This is a genomic window from Methylobacterium trifolii (assembly GCF_022179685.1).
In the GTDB taxonomy this organism is placed as follows: domain Bacteria; phylum Pseudomonadota; class Alphaproteobacteria; order Rhizobiales; family Beijerinckiaceae; genus Methylobacterium; species Methylobacterium trifolii.
Map to the genome: position 1 here is coordinate 1 of NZ_BPRB01000057.1, position 21,752 is coordinate 21,752.

The 21,752-nt window shown below is 72.4% G+C and carries 22 protein-coding genes; 13 read left to right on the plus strand and 9 right to left on the minus strand.

Annotation, left to right across the window (positions count from 1 at the left end; genetic code table 11):
- The first annotated feature begins 140 nt into the window (after nt 1–140).
- From COGEMETH_RS05005 to COGEMETH_RS05020, 4 genes are all read left to right on the plus strand, one after another.
- Complete coding sequence (locus COGEMETH_RS05005; protein ID WP_238181508.1) at nt 141–980, plus strand: shikimate dehydrogenase; 840 nt, start codon at nt 141–143, stop codon at nt 978–980.
- Nucleotides 977–1,585, plus strand: a complete 609-nt coding sequence (gene coaE / locus COGEMETH_RS05010; RefSeq protein ID WP_238181509.1) for a dephospho-CoA kinase — start codon at nt 977–979, stop codon at nt 1,583–1,585. Before COGEMETH_RS05005 ends, coaE begins: the two co-directional genes overlap by 4 nt.
- A 68-nt stretch (nt 1,586–1,653) precedes the next feature.
- Nucleotides 1,654–2,733: a catalase family protein gene (locus COGEMETH_RS05015; RefSeq protein WP_238181510.1), complete on the plus strand. Its 1,080-nt coding sequence runs from the start codon at nt 1,654–1,656 to the stop codon at nt 2,731–2,733.
- Between the two features lie 262 nt (nt 2,734–2,995).
- The gene (locus COGEMETH_RS05020; RefSeq protein ID WP_238181511.1) at nt 2,996–4,666 is read left to right on the plus strand and encodes a methyl-accepting chemotaxis protein; all 1,671 of its coding nucleotides are present in this window, start codon (nt 2,996–2,998) and stop codon (nt 4,664–4,666) included.
- Nucleotides 4,667–4,740: 74 nt separating this feature from the next.
- Here the strand turns inward: COGEMETH_RS05020 and murA are convergent, their stop codons facing one another.
- Both murA and COGEMETH_RS05030 read right to left on the minus strand, forming a co-directional pair.
- On the minus strand, nt 4,741–6,030 hold the full coding sequence (gene murA, locus COGEMETH_RS05025) for a UDP-N-acetylglucosamine 1-carboxyvinyltransferase (RefSeq protein WP_238181512.1): 1,290 nt from the start codon (nt 6,028–6,030) through the stop codon (nt 4,741–4,743).
- 124 nt (nt 6,031–6,154) lie between these two features.
- Nucleotides 6,155–6,355, minus strand: coding sequence for a hypothetical protein (locus COGEMETH_RS05030; RefSeq protein WP_238181513.1), 201 nt, complete (start codon nt 6,353–6,355; stop codon nt 6,155–6,157).
- Nucleotides 6,356–6,609: 254 nt separating this feature from the next.
- On the opposite strand from COGEMETH_RS05030, the gene hemA reads away from it, so the two are divergent.
- Nucleotides 6,610–7,908 carry a 5-aminolevulinate synthase gene (gene hemA / locus COGEMETH_RS05035; RefSeq protein ID WP_373875314.1) on the plus strand — a complete coding sequence of 433 codons (1,299 nt, stop codon included), beginning with the start codon at nt 6,610–6,612 and terminating at the stop codon, nt 7,906–7,908.
- A gap of 5 nt (nt 7,909–7,913) precedes the next feature.
- Here the strand turns inward: hemA and COGEMETH_RS05040 are convergent, their stop codons facing one another.
- Entirely contained in the window at nt 7,914–8,447 is a 534-nt protein-coding gene (locus COGEMETH_RS05040) for a DUF2059 domain-containing protein (RefSeq protein WP_238181514.1), read from the minus strand.
- Nucleotides 8,448–8,599: 152 nt separating this feature from the next.
- On the opposite strand from COGEMETH_RS05040, the gene COGEMETH_RS25770 reads away from it, so the two are divergent.
- From COGEMETH_RS25770 to COGEMETH_RS05055, 3 genes are all read left to right on the plus strand, one after another.
- Nucleotides 8,600–8,863, plus strand: a complete 264-nt coding sequence (locus COGEMETH_RS25770; protein WP_373875315.1) for a type II toxin-antitoxin system HicB family antitoxin — start codon at nt 8,600–8,602, stop codon at nt 8,861–8,863.
- Nucleotides 8,812–9,366, plus strand: a complete 555-nt coding sequence (locus COGEMETH_RS05050) for a DUF4337 domain-containing protein (RefSeq protein WP_238181515.1) — start codon at nt 8,812–8,814, stop codon at nt 9,364–9,366. Before COGEMETH_RS25770 ends, COGEMETH_RS05050 begins: the two co-directional genes overlap by 52 nt.
- Nucleotides 9,367–9,439: 73 nt before the next feature.
- Entirely contained in the window at nt 9,440–9,976 is a 537-nt protein-coding gene (locus COGEMETH_RS05055) for a phosphate-starvation-inducible PsiE family protein (protein ID WP_238181516.1), read from the plus strand.
- 6 nt (nt 9,977–9,982) lie between these two features.
- On the opposite strand, the gene rsgA is transcribed toward COGEMETH_RS05055, so the two are convergent.
- The 3 genes from rsgA to COGEMETH_RS05070 all read right to left on the minus strand — a co-directional run bounded on the left by rsgA (nt 9,983) and on the right by COGEMETH_RS05070 (nt 14,019).
- Nucleotides 9,983–11,017 (minus strand): ribosome small subunit-dependent GTPase A, encoded by a 1,035-nt coding sequence (rsgA, locus tag COGEMETH_RS05060; RefSeq protein ID WP_238181517.1) that lies wholly within the window; start codon nt 11,015–11,017, stop codon nt 9,983–9,985.
- Nucleotides 11,018–11,060: 43 nt separating this feature from the next.
- Nucleotides 11,061–13,388 carry a Tex family protein gene (locus tag COGEMETH_RS05065; protein WP_238181518.1) on the minus strand — a complete coding sequence of 776 codons (2,328 nt, stop codon included), beginning with the start codon at nt 13,386–13,388 and terminating at the stop codon, nt 11,061–11,063.
- A 112-nt stretch (nt 13,389–13,500) separates the two neighbouring features.
- Nucleotides 13,501–14,019 carry a TspO/MBR family protein gene (locus tag COGEMETH_RS05070; protein ID WP_238181519.1) on the minus strand — a complete coding sequence of 173 codons (519 nt, stop codon included), beginning with the start codon at nt 14,017–14,019 and terminating at the stop codon, nt 13,501–13,503.
- A gap of 207 nt (nt 14,020–14,226) precedes the next feature.
- On the opposite strand from COGEMETH_RS05070, the gene COGEMETH_RS05075 reads away from it, so the two are divergent.
- From COGEMETH_RS05075 to panC, 3 genes are all read left to right on the plus strand, one after another.
- The gene (locus tag COGEMETH_RS05075; protein ID WP_238181520.1) at nt 14,227–15,441 is read left to right on the plus strand and encodes a trans-sulfuration enzyme family protein; all 1,215 of its coding nucleotides are present in this window, start codon (nt 14,227–14,229) and stop codon (nt 15,439–15,441) included.
- A 99-nt stretch (nt 15,442–15,540) separates the two neighbouring features.
- Nucleotides 15,541–15,987 carry a hypothetical protein gene (locus COGEMETH_RS05080; protein WP_238181521.1) on the plus strand — a complete coding sequence of 149 codons (447 nt, stop codon included), beginning with the start codon at nt 15,541–15,543 and terminating at the stop codon, nt 15,985–15,987.
- A gap of 94 nt (nt 15,988–16,081) precedes the next feature.
- Complete coding sequence (panC, locus tag COGEMETH_RS05085) at nt 16,082–16,942, plus strand: pantoate--beta-alanine ligase (RefSeq protein ID WP_238181522.1); 861 nt, start codon at nt 16,082–16,084, stop codon at nt 16,940–16,942.
- A 63-nt stretch (nt 16,943–17,005) separates the two neighbouring features.
- On the opposite strand, the gene COGEMETH_RS05090 is transcribed toward panC, so the two are convergent.
- The 3 genes from COGEMETH_RS05090 to dnaQ all read right to left on the minus strand — a co-directional run bounded on the left by COGEMETH_RS05090 (nt 17,006) and on the right by dnaQ (nt 19,553).
- A complete protein-coding gene (locus COGEMETH_RS05090) occupies nt 17,006–18,235 on the minus strand; it encodes an extracellular catalytic domain type 1 short-chain-length polyhydroxyalkanoate depolymerase (protein ID WP_238181523.1) in 1,230 nt (409 codons plus the stop codon).
- A 77-nt stretch (nt 18,236–18,312) separates the two neighbouring features.
- Nucleotides 18,313–18,717, minus strand: a complete 405-nt coding sequence (locus tag COGEMETH_RS05095) for a ribbon-helix-helix domain-containing protein (RefSeq protein ID WP_373875316.1) — start codon at nt 18,715–18,717, stop codon at nt 18,313–18,315.
- 119 nt (nt 18,718–18,836) lie between these two features.
- Nucleotides 18,837–19,553 (minus strand): DNA polymerase III subunit epsilon, encoded by a 717-nt coding sequence (gene dnaQ / locus COGEMETH_RS05100; protein WP_238181524.1) that lies wholly within the window; start codon nt 19,551–19,553, stop codon nt 18,837–18,839.
- 197 nt (nt 19,554–19,750) lie between these two features.
- Between dnaQ and COGEMETH_RS05105 the strand changes: the two genes are divergently transcribed.
- Nucleotides 19,751–20,752 (plus strand): tyrosine recombinase XerC, encoded by a 1,002-nt coding sequence (locus tag COGEMETH_RS05105; RefSeq protein WP_373875317.1) that lies wholly within the window; start codon nt 19,751–19,753, stop codon nt 20,750–20,752.
- 119 nt (nt 20,753–20,871) lie between these two features.
- Nucleotides 20,872–21,729, plus strand: a complete 858-nt coding sequence (locus tag COGEMETH_RS05110; RefSeq protein WP_238181526.1) for a response regulator — start codon at nt 20,872–20,874, stop codon at nt 21,727–21,729.
- The last annotated feature ends 23 nt before the right edge of the window (nt 21,730–21,752 follow it).

Below are 21,752 nucleotides of genomic sequence, written 5' to 3' on the forward strand. Positions count from 1 at the left end.
GAGAGGGGAGCGCGCTGTCTGGATACGGCGCTCCCCTCTCCCGACTTAGCTCGCGGGCCACCCTCCCCCGCAGAGGGGGGAGGGAAGCGCGGTCCGATGTCCGAGTCGGCCCGTCCCCACACCCATTCCCCGGTCCCCCTATGAGACGCGCCTTCGTCGTCGGCCATCCGATCGCGCATTCGCGCTCGCCGCTGATCCATGGCCACTGGCTGGCCCGGCACGGCATCAGTGGCAGCTACGCGCGCATCGACGTGGCCCCCGACGCCTTCTCGGAGTTCGTGCGGGGCCTGCCCGGCTCGGGCTTTGCGGGGGGCAACGTCACCATCCCGCACAAGGAGGCGGCCTTCGCGCTGGCCGACACCCTCACGCCGCGTGCGGAAAAGATCGGGGCGGTGAATACCCTCATCGTCGGGCCGGACGGGCGGATTTCGGGCGACAACACCGACGCGCCGGGCTTCATCGCCCATCTCGACCAGAGCTTGTCGCCCGACTGGCCGGCGCGCACCGGCGGCAGCGCCCTGGTGCTCGGGGCCGGCGGGGCCGCGCGGGCGATCGTGGTGGGGCTGGCCGAGCGCGGCCTCACCCGTATCCGCATCGCCAACCGCACCCCTGGCCGAGCCGAGGCCCTGGCCGCGCTGGCGCCGGGCATCACTGAACCGGCGGAATGGACCGACCTGCCCCGGCTGATGGGCGAGGCCGGCCTGCTGGTGAACACCACCTCGCTCGGCATGGCGGGCCACCCGTCCCTCGACATCGACCTCGACGCCCTGCCGGCCCATGCGGCGGTGGCCGACATCGTCTACGTGCCCCTGGAGACGCCGCTGCTGGCGGCCGCCCGCGGACGCGGGCTCGCGGCGGTCGACGGCCTCGGCATGCTGCTGCACCAGGCCGTGCCGGGGTTCGAAGCCTGGTTCGGGGTACGGCCGGTGGTGGATGCGGCCTTGCGCGACGTGATCGTCGCCGACCTGCTGCCCCGATGAGCCGGCAAAAGACCTTCGTCCTCGGGCTGACGGGCTCGATCGGCATGGGCAAGTCCGCCACCGCCGCGATGTTTTCCAGGCACGGGGTGCCGGTGCACGATGCGGATGCGGCCGTCCACGCCCTCTACGGGCCGGGCGGCGCGGCGGCTGGACCGATCGGGGCGGCGTTTCCGGGCACGCTCACAGCCGATGGCGGCGTCGACCGGGCGCGCCTGCGCGAGGCGGTGCTCGGCCGGCCCGAGAGGCTCTCCGCCCTGGAGGGCATCGTGCACCCCCTGGTCCAGGCGGTGGGCCGCGAGTTCCTGCGTCGCCAAGCCGAGGCGCCCCTGGTGCTCCTCGACATCCCCCTCCTCTACGAGACCGGCGGCGCGGCCGCGTGCGACGCCGTCCTCGTCGTCACCGCCGCCCCGGAGGTGCAGCGCGCCCGCGTGCTCGCCCGCCCCGGCATGACCGAGGTTGCGTTTGACGCGATCCGCGCCAAGCAGATGCCCGACGCCGAGAAGCGCGAGCGGGCGGACTTCTTGATCGACACCGGCCTGGGCTTCGCGGCCGCCGAGGCGGAGGTGGCGCGGATCATCCGGGCGGTGACCGGCGCCGGCGGCTGACCGGCCTGCGCAGCCTGGAACAGGTCCAGACATATCCGGTTGTCGGCAAGTAAAACCGGAGCCCGTTCATGCTTGCAGCCCCCGTCCGCTACAGCCCCGACGTCGAGGACGTGACGCCCGACGAGGGAGAGACCATCGCCAAGCTGAACGATACCTTCGACACCATCCTGGAGACGGTCGCCGGGAATGCCGGACATGCCGTGCGCTCCGTGCACGCCAAGGCGCACGGCATCCTGGAGGGCGTCCTCAGGATCGACGCGGGCCTGCCGCCGGAACTGGCCCAGGGGCTGTTCGCCGCGCCCGGCGAGCACAGGGTCTACATGCGCCTGTCCACCAACGCGGGCGACATCCTGCCCGACGCCGTCTCCCTGCCGCGCGGCCTCGCCCTGAAGGTCTTGGACGTGGACGGCGAGCGCCTGCCCGACGCGGACGGGACGACCCAGAACTTCATCATGGTCAACGGCCAGGTCTTCCAGGCGCCGAACGCGAAAAAATTCCTCGGCAGCCTCAAGCTGCTCGCCGGCACCACCGACCGGGCCGAGGGCCTGAAGGTCGCGGCCTCGACGGTGCTGCGCGGCGTCAATACGGCCCTGCAGGCGGTGGGCATCGAGAGCACGACGGTGGCCGCGCTGGGCGGTGCGCCGAACGTCGACCCCCTCGGCGAGACCTATTACAGCGTCACCCCGTTCCGCTACGGCGACCATATCGCCAAGTTCTCGCTGGCCCCCGTCTCCCCGGCGCTGACCGCGCTCACCGGCAACACGATCGACGCCTCCGGCCGGCCCGACGCGATCCGCGAGACGGTGCGCGCCGAGATGGCTGGCATCGCGGGCGTGTGGGAGTTCCGGGTGCAGCTCTGCCGCGACCGCGAACGCCAGCCCGTCGAGGACCCGACCGTCGCGTGGGACGAGGACGAGGCGCCGTTCCAGCGGGTGGCGACGATCACCGTCGATCCGCAGGACAGTTGGGATCAGGCCCGCGTGCAGGCGGTGGACGAGGCGATGCGGTTCAGCGTCTGGACGGGGCTCGCCGCGCACCGGCCGCTGGGCAACATCAACCGCGCCCGCAACGCGCCGTACCGGCACGCGGCCGACTTTCGCGAGCGCTTCAACGGCTGCCCCATCCACGAGCCCGGCTCCGGGCGCTGAGCACGGCGCCGGCCGCCCCGGTGAGGGGATCGGCCGGCCGGGCAGGCGCCCCGGCGCAGCAGATCCTGCTTGAACGGACCCGTCGTCGTCCTCTCCACGACGATGGACCTCGGCTTTGAGACAAGACTGCGCGACGGGTAAGAAAAGGCCCAGTGGTCATCGTCTATTTACCGAGATGACAGTACCTCGGAGGAGCCTCCAACGGCCTATCCATCCCTGTGCGCGACAGGTCCGATAGCCCATCGAACGCTCCGGACACGCGATGCGCCTCTCCCTGAATGCGGTCTTGATCGCCATCTTCGGCATTCTGATGCTCGGGCTCGGCCTTCAAGGGGGCCTCGCCGTCTATCAGATCGGTATCGTCAACGCCGGCACCACCGACATCGCCACGAACTGGCTTCCCAGCGTGCATGCGGTGGGAGAACTCAAGTACACGATGAGCCGGCTGCGCCTCCTCGACTCCCGCTACCTGATCGGCAAGGAGGCGCCGGCGGACCTCGCCCGGATCGGCGAGGAGCGCACGAAGGCCGTCGCGACCGCCCTGCGGGCGTACGAGCCCCTGGTGAGTTCCGCGGAGGAGAAGGCCCTCTTCGACCAGATCGAGCAGAGCTACGCGCAGTACGACCGGCTCCGCGCGGAGCTTCCCGCGGCGATGCGCAGCGGGGACCCGGCGGCGACGCTCGCCCTGTTCGACGGCGCGCGCCCGGTCTTCGACACCCTGATGAAACTCCTCGATCAGGACGCCAAGCTGAACAATGCGGGCTCCCTGAACGCGCAGGCCACCTCGAAGGCGGCCTACGAGACCGCCATCTGGATCACGCTGGCGGTCTGCGGCGGCGCGATCCTGCTCGGCCTTGCCGGAATCCTGTTCGTCCTGCGCGGCGTCACCCGGCCGATCGCGCGCATCACGCAGGCCATGCAGACCATCGCGAAGGGCGACCTGACGGCGGCGATTCCCTACGCCACGACCCGCAACGAGATCGGGACCATGGCCGCCTCGCTCGCCGTCTTCCGCGACGGCCTCCTCGAGACCGAGCGGCTGCGTGCCGGGCAGCGGGACGTCGAAGCCGCCGCGGCGACGCGGCGCACGGCGATGATGCAGGAGATGGCGGACGGGTTCGAGGCGGCGGTCAGCGGGATCGTGGGCATGGTGACCGCCTCGGCCACCGAACTCCAGGCGACGGCGCGCAGCATGTCCGGCACCGCCACGCGGACCGCGCAGCAATCCGTCAGCGTCGCGGCCGCCGCCGAGGAGGCCGCCTGCAACGTCAACACCGTGGCGGCGGCCGCCGAGGAACTCGGCTCGTCCGTGCTGGAGATCGGGCGGCAGGTGACCGGCTCGGCGCAGATGGCGCAGGCGGCGGTGAACGAGGCCGGGGCCACCGCGGCGCAGGTGCAGGACCTGTCCCAGGCGACCACCCGGATCGGCGACGTGGTCGGCATGATCGCGACGATCGCCGGCCAGACCAACCTGCTGGCGCTGAACGCGACGATCGAGGCGGCCCGCGCCGGCGAATCGGGGCGCGGCTTTGCCGTGGTGGCCGCCGAGGTCAAGGAACTGGCCGCGCAGACGGCCCGCGCCACGGAGGAGATCTCGGGCCAGATCACCCGCATCCAGGCTGCCACGGGCCAGACGGTCGCGGCCATCGACGGCATCACCGGGCGCATCCGCGAGATCAGCGCCGTGTCCGCCTCGATCGCGGCGGCGGTGGAGCAGCAGGGCGCGGCCACCCAGGAGATCGTGCGCAACGTCTCGCAGGCCGCCCAGGGCACCGGGCAGGTGACCGAGAACATCGCCACCGTGGCCGGCGCGGCGGAGGAGACGGGGGCCGCCGCCGCGCAGGTCCTGGCCTCCGCCTCGGAGCTCGCGCGCCAGTCCGGCCAGCTCGGCGGCGAGGTCCAGCGCTTCCTCGCCACCGTGCGGGCCGCCTGACAGCGGATGGCGACGCGTCCCACGCGTCGCCATCCGCTATTGCAGCGTGTTCGACCGACTGATCGCGAAAAACCTCAGGCCCGCACCCGCTCGATGCGTGCGCCGCAGCGGCCGAGCTTGGCCTCCAGGGCCTCGAAGCCGCGGTCGAGGTGATAGACCCGGTTGATCTGGGTCTCGCCCTCCGCCGCCAGCCCCGCGATCACGAGGGAGACTGAGGCGCGCAGATCCGTGGCCATCACCGGGGCGCCCTTGAGGCGCTCCACGCCCTCGACGATGGCCAGATCCCCGTCGAGGCGGATCTTCGCGCCGAGGCGGGCCAGTTCCTGCACGTGCATGAAGCGGTTCTCGAAGATGGTCTCGCGGATGCGCGACTGGCCCTGGGCCAGGGTCATCAGCGCCATGAACTGCGCCTGCAGGTCGGTGGGGAAGCCCGGGAACGGGTCGGTGGTGACATCCACTGCGGCGATGCCGGCGCCGTTGCGCCGCACCCGGATGCCCTCCGGCACCTGCGTGATCTCGGCCCCCGTGGTGGCGAGCACGTCCAGGGCCGAATGCAGCAGGTCGGCGCGGGTGTTCTCGAGGATCACGTCGCCCCCGGTCATGGCCACCGCCATGGCGTAGGTGCCGGTCTCGATCCGGTCGGGCAGGACCTCGTGGCGGGCCCCGTTCAGCCGGGCCACGCCCTCGACCACGATGCGCGGCGTGCCGGCCCCGGTGATGCGCGCGCCCATCTTGATCAGGCATTCGGCCAGATCCACCACCTCCGGCTCGCGGGCGGCGTTGGCGATCACCGTGGTGCCGTAGGCGAGTGCGGCCCCCATCAGCGCTACGTGCGTGCCGCCGACCGTGACCTTGGGGAAGTCGATCTCGGCCCCGCGCAGTCCGTTCTTCGTCTTGGCGACGACGTAGCCGCCGTCGATCTCGATCCGCGCGCCGAGCTTTTCGAGGGCCATGAGCAGCAGGTCCACCGGCCGGGTGCCGATGGCGCAGCCGCCGGGCAGGGAGACCTTGGCCTCGCCGAAGCGCGCGAGCAGGGGGGCGATCACCCAGAAGCTCGCCCGCATGGTCGAGACCAGCTCGTAGGGCGCCGTGGTGTCGATGACGTTGGAGGCGGTGAGCCGGATGGTCTGGCCGGTCTCGGTGGTCTGGCCGGGGCGCTTGCCCACGACCATGTGGTCGACGCCGTGGTTGCCCAGGATGCGCACCAGCGCCGCGATGTCGGCCAGCCGCGGCACGTTGGCGAGTTCCAGGGTGTCGCCGGTGAGCAGGCTCGCGATCATCAGCGGCAGGGCGGCGTTCTTGGCCCCCGAGATCGGGATGGTGCCGTTGAGCGGCGTGCCGCCGGTGATGTGGATGCGGTCCATGTCGGTTCCTTCGCGCCGCACCCGTCCCTCGGGTCCGCGCGGCGCCGGTCTGTCCATCCGGATGCACGGCACCCAGGCTTGGCCGCACCCTATAGACCGGTTTTGTCCGAATCGGGACGGGCCGTCAGGGTTTCTCGGAGGGCGTCCTGTCCGGTGCCGCACCGTTCGATGTGGCGTCCGCGGGCGTCCCGTCCGTCACGGCTGCGTCCTCGGCCCGGCCGCGCCCTTGGGCCTTGCGTCGGCGCAGGTTGTCCCGCAGCGCCGCCTTGAGGCGCTCGGTACGCCTGTCCTTCTCGGAATCCGTCATCGGCTTCGCGCGACCCATCGTCGCCGTGGGCTCGTACCGGCTTTCCCCACCCCTCGCCACGGGTGCAAGGCAGGGATGCCCGACTTTACCTTGAACCAATTCCAGATCCGCCTGTATCCTCCGTCCCGGCCGCGATGGTCGCCGCCGGATTCCTCCAACCCGATGCGAGATCGGGCGCAGCCACATCGCTGCGCCGACGGTGCCGTGAAAGGGCCCGCCCGACGATCCCGCGCCCCGGACGCCCCCCGCCCGGTCAGCCTTGAAGGACCGCCATGCCCGTGACCCGGATGCAAGCCGCCCCGACGACGACCCCGATCCGGGAGCGCGCCGCCGGGACGGACTACGAGGGACACTTCCGCAACGCCCTGGAGCGCCTGCACGGGGAGCGCCGCTACCGGGTCTTCGCCGACATCGAGCGCATCAGCGGCCGCTTCCCCACCGCCAACTGGCGCCGCCCGGACGGGCGGACCACCGAGATCACGGTGTGGTGCTCCAACGACTACCTCGGCATGGGCCAGCACCCGGATGTGGTCGCGGCCATGACCGAAACGGCCAGGCGCTGCGGCGTCGGCGCGGGCGGCACCCGCAACATTGCCGGCAACAATTCTCCCCTCGTGGACCTGGAGCGGGAACTCGCGGACCTGCACGGCAAGGAGGCGGGCCTCGTCTTCACCTCCGGCTACGTCTCGAACCAAGCCGGCATCTCCACCATCGCGAAGCTGATCCCCGACTGCCTGATCCTGTCGGACGCCTTCAACCACAACTCGATGATCGAGGGCGTGCGCCACTCCGGCTGCGAGAAGCGCGTCTTCCGCCACAACGACCTCGCCCACCTGGAGGAGCTGCTCGCGGCCGCCGGGGACCGGCCCAAGCTCATCGTGTTCGAGAGCGTCTACTCGATGGACGGGGACGTGGCGCCGATCGAGAAGATCTGCGACCTCGCCCAGCGCTACGGGGCGATGACCTACCTCGACGAGGTCCACGCGGTCGGCCTCTACGGCGAGCGCGGCGCGGGGATGGCCGAGCGCGACGGGGTGATGCACCGGGTCGACGTGATCGAGGGGACGCTGGCCAAGGGCTTCGGCTGCGTCGGCGGCTACATCACCGGCTCGGCCCTGCTGTGCGATGCCGTGCGCAGCCATGCCGCGGGCTTCATCTTCACCACCGCCCTGCCGCCGGCCATCGCGGCGGCGGCGCGCGCCTCGGTGCGCTACCTCAAGCGGTCGAGCGTCGAGCGCGCGGCGCACCAGCGCCAGGCCGCCCGGACCAAGGCGGCCCTGGAGGCGGCCGGCCTGCCGGTGCTGCCCACCGAGACCCACATCGTGCCGGTGATGGTGGGCGACGCCGAACTCTGCAAGGCGGCGGCCGACCACCTGCTGGAGCGCCACGCCATCTACATCCAGCCGATCAACTACCCCACCGTCCCCCGCGGCACCGAGCGCCTGCGCATCACGCCCTCGCCCTTCCACGACGAGGCGCGGATCGCCAAGCTGACGGCGGCCCTGGTCGAGACCTGGGAGACCCTCGACCTGCCGCGCGCCGGCACCCTCTTCGTCGAGGCGGCGGAGTAGGTCTTTCAGTTCGCCTTCGGCCTCGCGCCCGGGTTCCAGCCGTGCGCCTTGGCGGCCTCGGCGATCTTGGCCTGCATCTCGCCGGTCAGCGTGCCGAGCCACTTCTGCATCCCGGTCAGCATCGCCTGCGACAGTTGCGGCTGCACCTTGACGAGGTTGCGGCCCGCCGGGGTGTCGTAGAAGGCCGCGATCGCCTGCAGGTCCTCCTTGGGCAGCACCGCCGCGAAGGACAGAGCCTGCACGGAGAGCAGTTCTTCGTAATGCGCGGCGAGGATCGGCATGATCACCTCCCGCACCACGACCTGGGCCTTGGCGGCATCGTCGAGGCCCATCTGCCGCACCATCCCGATCATCGGGGCGGTCATCGCCTCCAGCAGGGCGGCGCGGTCTCCCTGGGCCCGCCGCACCACGTCGCGCGCGGCGGCCAGGCGCTCCGGATCGATCGTCGCCTGTGTTCCGGGTGCCTGGGGTGCCTGGGCGTGGACCGGACCCGACAGGAGCAGGCCCAGGCAGGCGAGGGGGAGCAGGAGGGTGCGCATCGATCGGTCCCGTCGGCGACGAATCGGCGCCAGTATCGACCACGCGGCTGCGCCGCGCCACGTCGCGGGTCGTCCGGCCCAATCTCAGGTCGCGACCACCATTCCGGCTCACCGGCTGCATCGACGTGGACCTGCCCGGACGGGCCGTGCGCGTGAACATCTCGGTCGAGGAAGGCCTGCTGAAGCGGATCGACCGCGCCGCCGAGGCGGCCGGCGAGAGCCGGTCGGGGTTCCTTGCGCAGGGGCCCGGGCGCGGCTGTCCGCTGCGGCCTGAATGCGCGCGGACTTACCGATCCCGCATTGCATCACGGCCCCCGATGCGCTGTGACTCGCCCCGACGAATCAACGGAGAGGTCGGGACGGCATGTCGGGTCACGGGGCGATCGAGGGGTCCAACAAGCGCGTCGCGCTCCTGATCTCGATACTGGCGCTGTTCCTCGCCTTCAGCGAGACGCTGGGCAAGGCGGCGCAGACGGACGCGATCGGCTCCAACGTCGAGGCCGCCAACCAGTGGGCCTACTTCCAGGCCCGCACCATCCGCGGCACCGTGCTCAAGACCGCCGACGAGGCGCTCGCCCTGATCCCGCCGGGACCGAACCAGGACGCGGTCCAGGCCAAGCGCGCGGAATGGGCCAAGACCCTGGCCCGCTGGGAGTCGGAGCCCGCCACGGGCGAGGGCCGCAAGGAACTCGCCGAGAAGGCCAAGGCCAGCCAGGACCGGCGCGACCTCTCCCTGCTGCGCTACCACCATTACGAGCTGGCCTCGGCCGCCTTCCAGATCGGCATCGTGCTGGCCTCCGCCGAGGTCATTACCGGCATCGCGATCCTCGTCTTCGCCGGCGGTTTTTTGGGACTCGCCGGCGCGGTGCTGCTGGGCCTGGGCTACCTCGCGCCCCACGCCCTGCCGTTCCTGCACTGAGGCGGCGGGTCGCCGGGAGCCGTTGAGGCCGTCCGCGCGTTGGCAGGGACGACGCGAAAGAGGGCGGTGCGCGATGGCGGATGATCCGGAGTCCCAGGGGCGACTGACGCGGATCTCCAGCTTCGTCTTCCTGCACACCGAGCACGCGATCTACGCAGCCCTCGGCCTGCTGCTGGCGCTGACCGCGATCATCGCCCTGGTGGATGCCGTCGGGCTGACCTGGGCGGCGTTCAAGGCGCTCGGCGGCGCGGCGCAGATCCTGGAGGTGGTGGACCGGCTGCTGTTCCTCTTGATGCTGGTCGAGATCCTGCACACGGTGCGGGTCTCGATGCGCTCGGGCAAGCTCACCTGCGAGCCGTTCCTGATCGTCGGGCTGATCGCCTCGATCCGGCGGGTGCTGGTCATCACCCTGCAATCCTCCGAGATCATGCACGGAAAGGACTGGTCGCCCGAGAAGGAGGCCCTGTTCCGGGCCTCGATGATCGAGCTCGGCGTGCTGGCCGGCCTGATCCTGACCATGGTCGCCTCGATCTTCCTGCTCCACCGCGCCCGCGACGACGACAAGCCCGCGGGCGAGGAGCAGCCGGGGCCTGAGCACGAGGGGGCGTAGGCCCGCTCAGCGCCTCCGGCCGCGGCCCGGTGCGGCCTGCCCGCCCCGCGGCCCGCTCGTATCGGGCGTGCCGGCCTGGTTCTCGTCGCGCAGCTTGCGCCAGCGGGCCAGGCGTTCGGGGTCGAGGCTGCCCTCCGTGACCGCCGCCTGGACGGCGCAGCCGGGCTCGTGGGCGTGGGTGCAGTCGCGGAACCGGCAATGGGGCGCGCGCTCGGTGATCTCGGCGAACAGGACCTCGATCCCGTAGGCGGAATCGCTGACCTGGAGGTTGCGGATGCCCGGCGTGTCGATGACCCAGCCGCCGCCCGCAATGGCGTGGAGCGAGCGGGCGGTGGTGGTGTGGCGGCCCTTGGCGTCGTGCGCGCGGATCTCGCCGGTGGCCTGGGGAACGTCCTGCTCCGGGCCGGCGAGCGTGTTGACCAGGGTGGACTTGCCGACCCCCGAGGAGCCGACGAGGGCCACCGTCCGCCCCGGCCCGCACCAGGGGGCCAGCGCCACCGCCCCGTCTGTCCGCGGATCGAGGATCACCACGGGCAGGTCCCGCTGCAGGGCTGCGGCCGCATCGCGAAACATGGTGGCGTCGGCGGCCGTGTCGGCCTTGGTCAGGAGGATCACCGGCTCGGTCCCGGCCTGGTTGGCCAGGGCGAGGTAGCGTTCCAGCCGGGCCGGGTTGAAGTCGGCGTTGCAGGAGGTGACGACGAACAGCGTGTCCACGTTGGCCGCTGCCAGTTGCGGCAGGGGGCTGGCCTCGCTGCGCCGGGCCAGGACCGTCCTGCGGTCGAGGCGGCGGTGCAGCAGCCGGGTCTCGGGCTCGACGAGCACCCAGTCGCCCACGGCGAAGTCGCCGGTGTTGGCATGGACCGGCAGCACCAGCCGGACGGGGCCGTCCGCTCCGATCGCGGTGAGGCGGGCGCGGTGGACCGTGGCGATGCGGGCGGGCGCCAGCGCCGTCTCGTCGTCCGTTCGCTGGTCGGCGAAGAACGCGCACCAGCCCAGGCGCGCGAGCGATTCGGGATGGGCGGGGGCGGGGCTGTCTGTCACCGCGCGCTGATGGCACGGCCGCGCGCCCGGGGATAGCGCGGCGTCAGGACCCCCGGCCGCGGTCGCGGGCCGCCCGGCGCAGGGCGTCCGCCAGGGCGCCCGTGGGTTCGGGTGCCGGCGCGGGCTTGGGAGCCGCGGGCGGTCTGGCGCCGGCCGCGGGCCGGGACGCGGGCGATGCGTCCCGTCTCGCCGCCCGCTCCCCGTCGTCGGAGCGCATGCTGAGGGCGATGCGCTTGCGGGCGGCATCCACCTCCAGGACGTGGACCTGCACCACGTCGCCGGGCTTCACCACGGCGCGCGGGTCCTTCACGAAGCGGTCGGCCAGCATCGAGACGTGGACGAGGCCGTCCTGGTGCACGCCGATGTCCACGAAGGCGCCGAAGGCGGCCACGTTGGTGACGACGCCCTCCAGCCGCATGCCGCGCTTCACGTCGCCGATGGTCTCGACGCCCTCCTTGAAGGTCGCGGTGCGGAAGGCCGGCCGGGGGTCGCGGCCGGGCTTCTCCAGTTCCGCGATGATGTCGGTCACGGTCGGCAGGCCGAAGGTCGCGTCCACGAACTTCTGCGGGTTCAGGGCGCGCAGCGCCGGCCCGTTGCCGATCAGCGCGGCGATCGGCTGGCCCGTGGCCGCGGCGATCGTCTTGACCACGGGATAGGCCTCCGGGTGTACCCCCGAGGCGTCGAGCGGGTCGCTGCCGCCGCGGATGCGCAGGAAGCCGGCGGCGAGTTCGTAGGCCTTGGGCCCCAGGCCCGCGACCTTCTTCAAGGCGGCCCGCGCCCGGAACGGCCCGTTGGCGTCCCGGTGGCTGACGATGTTGCCGGCCACCCGCTCGCTCAGGCCCGAGACGCGGGCGAGCAGGGGCTGCGAGGCGGTGTTCACATCGACGCCCACGCCGTTCACGCAATCCTCCACCACGGCGTCCAGGGAGCGGGAGAGCTTCCCTTCCGCCAGATCGTGCTGGTACTGCCCGACGCCGATCGCCCGCGGCTCGATCTTGACGAGTTCCGCCAACGGGTCCTGCAACCGCCTTGCGATGGAGACCGCGCCCCGCAGCGTCACGTCGAGGCCGGGCAGTTCGGCCGAGGCATAGGCCGAGGCCGAGTAGACCGAGGCGCCGGCCTCCGACACCATCACCTTGGTGAGTTTCAGGTCGGGCTGGCCGGCGATCAACTCGGCCGCCAGCCGGTCGGTCTCGCGGGAGGCGGTGCCGTTGCCGATGGCGACGAGGTCCACCTTGTGCGCCCGGCAGAGGCAGGCAAGCGCCGTGAGCGCCCCGGCCCAGTCGCGCCGGGGCTCATGCGGATGGATCACGTCGGTGGCCACCACCTTGCCGGTCGCGTCCACCACCGCGACCTTCACGCCGCTGCGGAAGCCCGGATCGAGTCCCAGCGTCGCGCGCGGGCCGGCGGGGGCGGCGAGCAGCAGGTCGCGCAGGTTGCCGGCAAACACCGCCACCGCGCCTTCCTCCGCCACCGACCAGAGCCGGGCGCGCAGGTCCGTGTCGAGGGCCGGCTTCAGCTTGGTCTTCCAGGTCTTCTTCACGGTCTCGGCGAGGTACGCGTCTCCGGGCCGGCCCCTGTCCGCGATGCCGAAGGCGGCCGCGATCCGCCGCTCCTGCCAGGCGGGCTGGCCGGGGCCCGGCGCCTCGCTCGGCGGATCGGTGATGTCGAGGTCGAGCACCTCCTCCTTCTCGCCCCGGAACAGGGCGAGGATACGGTGCGAGGGCAGGCTGGAGAGGCGGCCCTGCCACTCGAAATAGTCGGCGAACTTCTCGCCCTCGGTCTTCTTGCCGCGGCGGACCTTGGCGGTCATCAGGCTGCGCTGCCAGATCGTCTCGCGGATCTGGCCCACGAGTTCCGGGTCCTCGCCGAAGCGCTCGATCAGGATGGCGCGGGCGCCCTCCAGGGCGGCCTCCGTGTCGGCCACGCCCTCGCGGCCGGCGAAGGGTTTTGCCTGCTCCGCCGGCCTGCGCTCGGGCTGGGCGAGCAGTGAGTCGGCGAGCGGCTCCAACCCGGCCTCGCGGGCGGCCTGGGCCTTGGTGCGGCGCTTCAGTTTGAACGGCAGGTAGAGGTCTTCCAGGCGCGCCTTGGTCTCGGCGGCCATGATCCGGGCGGTGAGCTTGGCGTCGAGCTTGCCCTGCTCGCGGATGGCCTCGAGGATGGCCGTGCGGCGCGCCTCCATCTCGCGCAGGTAGCCGAGGCGCTCCTCCAGCGTGCGCAACTGCGCGTCGTCCAGGCCCCCCGTGGCCTCCTTGCGGTAGCGGGCGACGAACGGCACCGTCGCGCCCCCGTCGAGGAGGTCCACGCTCGCCCGCACCTGCGCCTCGGCCACGCCGAGTTCGGTGGCGATGCGCGTGGTGATGGCGGTCATGGGCGCGTCCTCGGTGGCCGGGAGGCGTGTCTAGCCGGACTTGCAGGGCCGTGGAACCGCCCGTCCCGTCCCAAAAATGTTTCCCGTGAAAACCCTCGGTTAACCCTGTCCCTCAGTTCAGGCGCAGGATCGCCGCGTTCAGCAGCGTCGCGAAGGAGACCCAGGCGGCGTAGGGCACCAGCAGCCACGCGGCCGCCCGGTCGAAGCGCCAGGCCAGGCGGATGCTCCACAGCACCATGACCAGCAGCATCGCCACCACCACGAGGCCGGCGCCAATGGCGTGGGCGGTGAAGAAGGTCGGCGTCCAGGCGGCGTTGAGGGCGAGCTGGGCCAGGAAGGCAGCCAGCGCCAGCCACCAGCCGCTGCGCGACGGGCCGGTGCGCGGCCTGGCGCCGAGCAGCCGCCACAGGGAGAGGGCGATCATCACGTCGAGGATGGTCCAGGCCACCGGGAACACCCAGTCCGGCGGGTTGAAGGCCGGCTTGGTCAGGCCCGCATACCAGCCGGGGATCTCGGCCTGGGTCGCCACCGAGCCGACGAATGCGGTGGCCGCCACCGGCAGGATCGCGGCGGCGAGCCGGAGCCAGGGCGGCAGGGCCGGGCTTGCGGGGACCTGCGTGGCGGACGTCATCGGCCGTGGGCTCCTCTGCGGCAATCGTCCCTCGCATCGTCGGGTTGCGATCCGGACCGGGTTCGTGTCAGGCGGCGGGCATCGCCGCCAGACCAAGTGGGGTGGCGTGGCTTCGCACACGCCACCCCACTTGGCTCCTCTTGACCGCATCATTTCACCCGCAAACCGCGAAACACGTCGCGGAATGATGCCGAGCCGGGAAACGCCATGCCACAGCCCAACGCGCCGGACACGTCCGCGGATGCAGCCCCCCCGCCGGACGATCCGATTCGCTCAGGCCTGTCCAAAAAGACGCTGGCCGCGCAGGCCATGGGCCACGTCGACCCTGTGACGCGGGCGGTGGTGGCGCCGCTCCACCTCTCGACCACCTTCATCCGCGACCCCGACAACGCCTATTCCTCCGGCTTCGCCTATGCCCGGCCGGACAACGCCACGGTGCGGGAAGCCGAGGCCGTGCTCGCCATGCTGGAAGAGGCAGGCGCAGGCGCGCTGCTGTTCGGCTCCGGCATGGCGGCGGCCACTGCCGTGTTCTCGGCCCTGGAGCCGGGCGACCACGTGGTGGCGCCCACAATCATGTACTGGGCGCTCAAGCGCTGGCTGCGCGAGGAGGCGCCCCGGCGCCGGCTCGACCTCGATTTCGTGGCGGCCGACGACCTCGAAGCGCTGCGCGCCGCGATGCGGCCGGGCCGGACCAAGCTCGTCTGGATCGAGACGCCGGGCAACCCCCTCTGGACGGTCACGGACATCGCTGCGGCGGCCGAGATCGCGCATGCGGCCGGCGCCCGGCTGGCGGTGGATTCCACCGCCGCCTCGCCGGTGCACACCCGGCCCCTGAGCCTGGGGGCCGACATCGTGATGCATTCGGGCACCAAGATCCTCAACGGCCATTCCGACGTGGTGGCCGGCGTGCTGGCCGGCAGCCAAGCCGACGCGTTCTGGGCCCGGATCGTGTCGATCCGCGCGAGCGGCGGCGCCATCCTCGGGCCGTTCGAGGCCTACCTGCTGATGCGGTCCTTGCGCACCCTGCACCTGCGCGCGGCGGCCCAGGCCGCCGGCGCGATGGCGCTGGCCGGGCGCCTGCGCGCCCATCCGCACGTCTCCCACGTGCTCTATCCCGGCCTGCCCGACGATCCGGGCCACGCGGTGGCATGCCGGCAGATGGAGGGGGGCTTCGGCTCCATGCTCTCGATCCGGGTCGCGGGCGGGGAGTCGGCCGCGATCGCGACCGCCGCCCGCGTCGCCCTGTGGAAGCGGGCGACCTCGCTCGGCGGCGTCGAGAGCCTGATCGAGCACCGCGCCTCGGTGGAGGGACCGGGCAGCCCCTGCCCGCCCGACCTCCTGCGCCTCTCCACCGGCATCGAGGACACCGACGACCTGTTCCGCGACCTGGATGCGGCCCTGCGCGCGGCCCACGCGCCCTGAAGGGGGCCGAACTTTTTCGCGCGTGCGGTGCCCAGGGCCGCTGCCGCGCGTTGTGCCGGGATCGGCCATCCGGCCCCGGCGATCGTGAGCGCGAGAGAGATGAGACCAACCCTGTCCGGCACCCAATTCGGCACCCTGGCGCTGGCCGCCTTCGCCATCCTGGCCGGGCCGGCCCGCGCCGACACGGTGCCGTCCCTCGACGTGGAGAAGACCTGCAAGTCGGCGCAGAACGCGGCCTCCGGCCTCAGCGACCAGGCCAACATCGACGGCTGCCTGCGCTCGGAGCGGGACGCCAGGCGGGAAGCCGAGCGCCGCTGGGGCGACTACACGCCCGCCGCCAAGAAGCAGTGCGAGAGCCAGTTCCGGGCCGGCGGCTACCCGTCCTACGTCGAGATGGTGACCTGCCTCGAACTCGCCAGCGGCACGGTGCCGACGCAGCCCGATTCCGGCGGCAAGGCGCGGGCGCCGGAGGGAACGAGCAACCTGACGCAGGAGCCCCCCGCCAGCCAGCGCACCAACCCGATCGAGGTTCTGGACAAGAAGTAGTCGTTGACGCCGGAGCCCGGCCGGAACCGGTGTTCTTCGGCGCCGCGCTCGATTAAGTCAGCCCGCGCAGCGACCCTTTCGCGGAGCCCGAGCCTTGCCCCCTACGCCCCCGACCGACGCGCCCCGGCTTCTCACGGACCTGGCCGCCCTGCGCGGGCAGGTCGCGGCCTGGCACGTCGCGGGCGAGACCGTCGTGCTCGTGCCGACCATGGGCGCCCTGCATCGCGGCCACCTCGCCGTGGTGGAGCACGCCCGGACCATCGGCCGCCGGGCGGTGGTGAGCATCTTCGTCAACCCGACGCAGTTCGGGCCAAGCGAGGACTTCTCCCGGTATCCGCGGGACGTGGCGGCCGACATCGCCCTGCTGGCCCAGGCCGGCGCCGACGCGGCCTGGACGCCGGAGGCCGCCGCCATGTACCCGCCGGGCTTCTCCACCCGGATCGAGGTGGCGGGCCTGACGGACGGCCTCTGCGGGGCCTTCCGGCCGGGCCACTTCTCGGGCGTGGCCACCGTGGTGACGAAGCTCCTGGCCCAGGTCCGGCCGGACGTGGCCCTGTTCGGCGAGAAGGACTTTCAGCAGCTGCGGGTGATCCAGCAGGCGGTGGCCGACCTCGACCTCGCCGTGGAGATCCGCGGCGTGCCGACGATCCGCGAGGCGGACGGCCTCGCCCTGTCCTCGCGCAACCGCTACCTCACCCCGCAGGAGCGCAGTGTCGCCCCCCGCCTCCACGCGGTGCTGAACGACATCGCCCGCGCGCTGCGCGACGGCGCGGCTGCCGCCGGCCCCCTGTCGGCGGGCATCACGGCGCTGGAGGCCGCCGGCTTCGCGGTGCAGTACCTGGCGGTCTGCGATGCCCACACCCTGGCCCCGGTGGCGCAGGTCGCCGGCCCAGCCCGCGTGCTCGCGGCGGTCTATCTCGGGGCGACGCGGCTGATCGACAATGTGGCGGTGTGAGGGGCCTCACCCGCCGCCTTCTCACAACCCTCCCCCCTTTGCGGGGACGGGAAACCGCCGCCCTCAGCCCCGGACGGCTCCGAGCCGGTGGCCGGCGAAGAAGTCGAGCATGGCGCGGGAGGCGTCGGGGCCTTGCGGGTCGGTGTAGCTGCCCTGCGTGTCGCCGCCCGACCAGGCGTGGCCGGCCCCGCGCACCCGCCAGCTCTCCACCAGCACCCGCCCGCGCGCGTCGCTGTAGCGGGTGCGGGTGAAGGGGTGGCCCTGCCCCTCGAAGCGCTCCTCGGCGGGCTTCAGGCCGTCCGCGCCCGCCTGGGCCAGGATCTGGTCGGCGTTGCGGGCGCTGACCGTGGTGTCGTCCTCGCCGTGGAAGACGATGGTCGGCACGCGCAGGGTCTCGGGCGCGGCCCCGAAGCCGTTCGGGGCGGTCGAGCCCGGCGCGCCGCCCTGCATCGCCATCAGGGCGGAGCCGAGGTCGCGGGCGCAGCCGGCCGCCAGGCCGGAATGGATGCCCACCGCCGCGTAGAGGTCCGGATAGGCGCGGGCGAGGTTGGCCGCCGCGGCCCCGCCCGCCGAGAGGCCGGCGACGTAGACGCGGGCGGGATCGATGCCGTGCTCCTCCATCACCGCGCGGGTCAGGCCGGCGATGATCGCGGCCTCGCCGGATTCGCGGCCCTGGTCGCGGGGCTCGTACCAGTTCCAGCACTTCTGCGCGTGCGCCCGCCCGGTCTGGCCGGGATAGGCCACGAAGATGCCGGCGCGCTCGGCCAGCGCGTTCATGCCGGTGCCGGCGGCGAAGTCGTCCGGGGATTGGGTGCAACCGTGCAGCATCACCACCAGGGGCGCCCGCGCCTTCGGGCGGCTCGGGATGAACAGCTTGTAGTCGCGCGCGCCGGCCGCGTTGGCGAAGGAGCGGGCGACGAAGCTGCCCCCGCCGCCCTCCTGCGGCTCGGGTGCCCGCAGGCCCGCACCGAGACCGCCTCCGAGCCCCTTGAGCATGGGTGCGAGGCCGCGGGCCACGCTGCCGATCACCTCGCGCACCCGCTCCGGCACCAGGGCGGCCTGCGTGGCGGCGGAGGGGTTGGGCTGCGCGTCCCCGGTGGAGATGGCCTTGTGCTGCACCGGGGGCGCCTCGGCGGTGCGGTCGCGGGCCGGCTGGGCCGGGTAGGGGTTGAGGTCGAACAGGCTGCGCTGGATCAGGGCGGTCGCCTCCTCCAGCCGGCCGCTGCCGGTGAGCCGCGTCGCCTCCATCATGTCGGCGATGCGGCCCTGCATGTTCGCGGAGTGATCGGTCATCGGGTCTGGCTTTCCTTGGGGCGCCTTGCGCGCGGACGGGGCACGGGAAGGCGGCGCGGCGGGAAGACGGGGATGGGTCAGCGCAGCCGGTCGGCCAGGGCGCGGCGCACCGCCGGGCTGGCCTGGAGGCAACCCGACACCGCCAGGGAGGCGATCGCCGCACGGGCGAGTTCGGGGGTGACGTCGTCGGCCCGGCACAGGCCGGGCGCGACACTGCGCCGGGCCAGCGATTGGCGCGTCACCTCGGCGTGGCGTTCGATCGCGTTGCGGATCGCCGGGCGGATGGAGTCGGAGCGGTTGGAGAACACGCCTTCGGCCACGAGCCGGTCGACGTGGCCCAGGTCCACATCGTCGAGGCTCACATGGTCGAGGTCGGTCGTGATCGTTTCGGACTCCGCAGGCTTCGCGGCGGGCCGGAGCCTCGGGGACGAGGCGGCGTTCAGGTGGGTGCCCGGTCCGGACCGGGGCGTCACGTCCATCATCGCGGGCATCCCCTCACCATCCACGGGATGATATAGGCCAGCCGCATTGTGCGATGCAATAGGACCTAACGCAACGCACCAAGCAATGCTGCATTGCAATAAGCGGCGGAACCAAAGCCTCAGGGAGCGGCGTCCTCGCCGACATAGTCGGCCCAGACCGGGCTCGGACCGAGGCCGGCGCGGAAGGCGTCGTGCCGGGCCCGCTCGGCTTCGGTCAGGCGCGCCCGGCTCACGCGCGGGCCCAGCGCGGCGGCCTCCTCCCCGGCGAGCGAGACGGCGGTGGCCGCGACGGCCCCGAGCCCGAGGCTCGCCTGCTTGCCGCCGAGCAGCTCGATATAGACCTCGGCCAGGATCTGCGCGTCGAGCAGCGCCCCGTGCTTGGTGCGCCGGGTGGTGTCGATGCCGTAGCGGCTGCACAGGGCATCGAGGTTGTTGGGCGCGCCGGGGTGCTTGCGCCGCGCCATCGGCAGGGTGTCGACCACCGCCTCCAGCGCGATGGGCTTGGGCGCCTGGGCACCCAGCCGGGCGTATTCCATGTTGAGGAAGCCCACGTCGAAGGGGGCGTTGTGGATCACCAGCCGGGCGTCGCCGCAGAACGCCAGCAGGTCGGCCGCGATCGCGGAGAAGGCCGGCTTGTCGGACAGGAACGCGTCGGAGAGCCCGTGCACCGCGAACGCCCCCTCCGAGACCGCCCGCTGCGGGTTGACGTAGCGGTGGAAGGTCTTGCCCGAGGGGATGTGGTTGAACAGCTCGACGCAGCCGATCTCGATCAGACGGTCGCCGTTCTTCGCGTCGGTGCCGGTGGTCTCGGTGTCGAGGACGATCTCGCGCAGCATCGGGGGTTTTCCGGCTCGGGCAGGGTTTCGAGCCGAGCCTACAGCATCGGGCCGGATATGCGAGGCGGCCGGACGGAGGACTCCCGCCGATCCGGGGTTTTGTGAGGGGCACTTAATCCGCCCTCAACCCCTCCGGCCTCCGATGGGGCATGCGCGCGAATTCCTCACCAGACACCGCCGGCACCGTTCCGATCGCGATGGCACCGGGCGACGCCCGGCTGCGGGCGGCCGTGCTCGCCTGGGGCGACGGCCTCGCCCGCGAGCGGCGGATGGCGGCCAACACCGTCGTGGCCTACGAGCGGGACCTGCGCCAGTTCCTCACCCACCTCGACCGGCGCCACGGCACCCCGAGCCTGGAGCGGATCGTGGCGCTCAAGCCCCGCGACGTGCGCGGCTTCATGGCCGCACGCCGCGCCGAGGAGGTCGGCGGACGCTCCCTGATGCGGGCGCTCGCGGGCCTGCGCTCCTTCGCCCGATACCTGGAGCGCGAGGGCCACGGCACCGTGGCGGCGCTGGGCGCGGTGCGCTCGCCCAAGGTCGAGCGGCGGCTGCCGCGGCCCCTGCCTGTCGCAGCCGCCAGGGCGCTGACCGATGCGGACCTGCGCGCGGGCGAGGACCGGGAGCCCTGGGTGCTGATGCGCGATGCCGCCGTGCTCGCCCTGCTCTACGGGGCGGGCCTGCGCATCTCCGAAGCCCTGGGCATCGCCCGCCGGGACGCGCCTCTGCCGGGCTGCGACGCGCTCACCGTGCTCGGCAAGGGCGCCAAGGAGCGGATGGTGCCGGTGCTGCCGGTGGTGGCGCAGGCGGTCGCGGCCTACGTCGCCGCCTGCCCTCACCCTCTGCCTCCCGAAGGGCCGCTCTTCGTCGGCGCCCGCGGCGGCCCCCTGTCGCCCCGCATCATCCAGTATGCGGTGGCCCGTGCCCGCGGGGCCCTCGGCCTGCCCGACAGCGCCACGCCGCACGCCCTGCGCCACTCCTTCGCCACCCATCTCCTCGCCCGGCAGGGGGAGTTGCGCGCGATCCAGGAACTGCTCGGCCACGCCTCCCTGTCCACGACCCAGCTCTACACCAAGGTCGACGCCACCCGCCTGATGAGCGCCTTCGACGCCACCCATCCCCGTGCCGGCCGGACCGCGCGGCCGGGCGCCAGGCCCTGGCCGGAGGCGCAACCTATGGATGCATTAGAAGCTGAAAGGTAACATTTTATACAATTACGGCAATCTACCGAAACCATAGGCGCACCCCCATGCTGATTAAGGCAGCGCTCACCTTTGTCGTCTAAAACTACGGGAGATTTAGAAGGATTGGACGGCCAGCCATGCCCGGAAGCATCCTCGACACGGGTCCGGCCAACGTCGTGATCGCGGATTGCGACGCCGACCGGCGCGCGACCCTGGCGGAGATCGTACGGGGGTTCGACGCCTCCGCGCTGATCCACGAGGCCACGTCGGGCACGGACCTCGTCGACATCGTCCTCGCGCACAAGCCGACGCTCGCCTTCGTCGGGATGAAGCTCGACGGGCTGAGCGGCCCCGAAGCGGTCGCGTTCGCACGCAAGCGCGGCGGGGTGCTGCCCTGCCTGGTCCTCATCACCTCCCGCGTCCTGCCGCAATGGCAGGACCTGGCCCAGAGCCTCGGCGCCTACGAGGTGCTGAAGACGCCCCTCGACCCCGCCCACATCGAGAGCCTGCTGCACGCCGACGCCCGCCGACGCCGGCCGACGCGGACCCTGCTGGCCTCCTCGTCGGAAGCCGGGCGCGGCGCCGTCGCCCGCGTGCTGACCCGCAGCGGCTTCAACCTGGCGGTGGACGAGACCGAGTGCGGGCGCCACGCCTTGAAGCTGATGAAGCTCGGCACCTACGGCCTCGCCTTCATCGACACCAAGCTCGACGGGATCGACGGCCTCGAACTCGCCTGCCAGGTCCAGACCCTGGGCCTGCCCGCCCACATCACCCTGCTGACGATGAGCGACCCGGAGCCCATCGCCCAGGCCGCGCGCTATTTCGGCGTCGAGTTCGTCCTGAGGATGCCGTTCTACCCCCGCGACATCGACCTCGCGCTCCACCACGCGCTGGGCCTGCGCCGGCCCTACCTGCTGAACGCCCTCACGGCCCCCCCGGCCCCCACCGCACTGCTCCGCATCGCCGACCTCGCCCCGCAACGCCGCTCGGCGTGAGCAGGTTTTCTCCCTCCCCCGCC

Coding starts and splice junctions, on each gene's coding strand:
- COGEMETH_RS05030 (WP_238181513.1), bottom strand. CDS start 6,355: ATGGGTCGCGCGAAGCCGATGACGGATTCCGAGAAGGACAGGCGTACC.
- COGEMETH_RS05005 (WP_238181508.1), top strand. CDS start 141: ATGAGACGCGCCTTCGTCGTCGGCCATCCGATCGCGCATTCGCGCTCG.
- COGEMETH_RS05095 (WP_373875316.1), bottom strand. CDS start 18,717: ATGATGGACGTGACGCCCCGGTCCGGACCGGGCACCCACCTGAACGCC.
- coaE (WP_238181509.1), top strand. CDS start 977: ATGAGCCGGCAAAAGACCTTCGTCCTCGGGCTGACGGGCTCGATCGGC.
- hemA (WP_373875314.1), top strand. CDS start 6,610: ATGCCCGTGACCCGGATGCAAGCCGCCCCGACGACGACCCCGATCCGG.
- COGEMETH_RS05055 (WP_238181516.1), top strand. CDS start 9,440: ATGGCGGATGATCCGGAGTCCCAGGGGCGACTGACGCGGATCTCCAGC.
- murA (WP_238181512.1), bottom strand. CDS start 6,030: ATGGACCGCATCCACATCACCGGCGGCACGCCGCTCAACGGCACCATC.
- COGEMETH_RS05110 (WP_238181526.1), top strand. CDS start 20,872: ATGCCCGGAAGCATCCTCGACACGGGTCCGGCCAACGTCGTGATCGCG.
- COGEMETH_RS05070 (WP_238181519.1), bottom strand. CDS start 14,019: ATGACGTCCGCCACGCAGGTCCCCGCAAGCCCGGCCCTGCCGCCCTGG.
- COGEMETH_RS05080 (WP_238181521.1), top strand. CDS start 15,541: ATGAGACCAACCCTGTCCGGCACCCAATTCGGCACCCTGGCGCTGGCC.
- COGEMETH_RS05075 (WP_238181520.1), top strand. CDS start 14,227: ATGCCACAGCCCAACGCGCCGGACACGTCCGCGGATGCAGCCCCCCCG.
- COGEMETH_RS05105 (WP_373875317.1), top strand. CDS start 19,751: ATGGCACCGGGCGACGCCCGGCTGCGGGCGGCCGTGCTCGCCTGGGGC.
- COGEMETH_RS05015 (WP_238181510.1), top strand. CDS start 1,654: ATGCTTGCAGCCCCCGTCCGCTACAGCCCCGACGTCGAGGACGTGACG.
- COGEMETH_RS05065 (WP_238181518.1), bottom strand. CDS start 13,388: ATGACCGCCATCACCACGCGCATCGCCACCGAACTCGGCGTGGCCGAG.
- COGEMETH_RS05050 (WP_238181515.1), top strand. CDS start 8,812: ATGTCGGGTCACGGGGCGATCGAGGGGTCCAACAAGCGCGTCGCGCTC.
- dnaQ (WP_238181524.1), bottom strand. CDS start 19,553: ATGCTGCGCGAGATCGTCCTCGACACCGAGACCACCGGCACCGACGCG.
- COGEMETH_RS05090 (WP_238181523.1), bottom strand. CDS start 18,235: ATGACCGATCACTCCGCGAACATGCAGGGCCGCATCGCCGACATGATG.
- COGEMETH_RS05020 (WP_238181511.1), top strand. CDS start 2,996: ATGCGCCTCTCCCTGAATGCGGTCTTGATCGCCATCTTCGGCATTCTG.
- COGEMETH_RS05040 (WP_238181514.1), bottom strand. CDS start 8,447: ATGCGCACCCTCCTGCTCCCCCTCGCCTGCCTGGGCCTGCTCCTGTCG.